Below are 1,547 nucleotides of genomic sequence, written 5' to 3'. Positions count from 1 at the left end.
GCCTGGGTGGTTTTCGACTTCAAGCAAGGCAACCAGGTCAACCTGACCGCCGTGGAAGTCATCGGCAGCCAGGACCAGTACTACACGCGCGTCAACGGCACGGTATTCCAGGGCTCGAACGACAACGTGACGTGGACCAATCTGACCGCCGCGGCGAAGTCGACTGCGGATTGGCAGACGCTGCCGGTCACCAGCCTGGTGCCTTATCGCTACATCCGCGTGTACAAYCCGAACGCCTGGTACGGCACCATGAAGGAACTTCGCCTGCACGGCTCGCTGCATGGCGTGGATACCACCGCGCCGGTGACGACGGACAACGCACCCTCGGGCACCGTCAACCAGGACACCGCCGTGATCCTGACCCCGACGGACAGCGGCGGCTCGGGCGTGCAAGCGACCTACTACACCGTCGACGGCGGCGCGCAGCAGACCGGCACCACGGTCGCCCTCACCACCGACGGCGCGCACACGATCGTCTACTGGAGCGTGGACTGGGCCGGCAACGTCGAGCAGAAGCACTCGGTGACGGTCACGGTCGACAAGACCGCCCCGACCACCGCCGGCCTGTACGCGGACGTCACGGCACCCACCAACCAGAACGTGAACGTGTCGATCTACTACCCGGCGGATGCGACCGTGCGCGAGTACAAGCTGGGCGACACCGGCGCCTGGACCGCCTACACGGGGCCAGTCGTCGTGACCGCCAACACCACGGTCTATGCCCGCGGCACGGACGCGTCGGGCAACGTCTCTGCCGTCTCCAGCCTGGCCGTCGCCAACATCAACAAGGTCCCGCCGGCGGGCGCCAGCTTCGTGCCAAGCAGCATGGACCCGACCACGGGCAACGTCAGCGTCGCCATCACTTATCCGGCCAACGTGGTGGTGCGCCAGTATCGCGTCGGTGACGCCGCCGGGTGGCTGCCCTACACGGCGCCGGTCGTCGTGACAGACAACGCCGTCGTCTATGCGCAGAGCACGGACGCCGCTGGCAACGTTTCGCCCGTGACCACCTATGCCGTCACCAACATTGACCGCATTCCGCCGGTGGATGCGCAGTTCACGGCGAACATCACCGATCCGACCAACAAGGACGTATTGGTGACCGTCGTGTTCCCGGACGACGCCGCGATCAAGGAATACAAGATCGGCGAGAATGGATCATGGACGGCGTACGGCGGACCCGTGCTGATGTCGGATAACGGCAACGTGTTCGCGCGCGGCACCGATGTGGCGGGCAACGTGTCCAACGTGACGCAGTACACCGTGTCGAACATCGACCGCATCCCGCCGGTCGGCGCCTCGCTGGTGGTCGACACGACGGCCCCGACCAACCAGGCCGTCAACGTGACGATCACGTATCCGACCGACGCGGCCGTCAGGGAGTTCAAGGTCGGCGACGGCGATTGGAGGCCGTACACGGGCACCGTGCAGGTCGCGAGCGACACCACCGTCTACGCGCGCGGCACCGACGCCGTGGGTAACGTGTCGAACGTGACGAGTATGGTGGTCAGCAACATCTACAAGATCGTGCCGACGACCAGCGTCGC

General features: G+C 65.8%; 1 protein-coding gene. It reads left to right on the top strand.

Annotated elements, in window-relative coordinates:
• Nucleotides 1–1,547, top strand: a 1,547-nt coding sequence (locus AC1DYX_RS31045) for an OmpL47-type beta-barrel domain-containing protein (protein WP_477266061.1), incomplete at both ends; no start/stop codon positions are given.

The organism is Massilia sp. P2_C2 (assembly GCF_056404615.1).
Note: the sequence above shows the minus strand (reverse complement) of the source record. Positions and strands in the feature narration are given on the sequence as shown.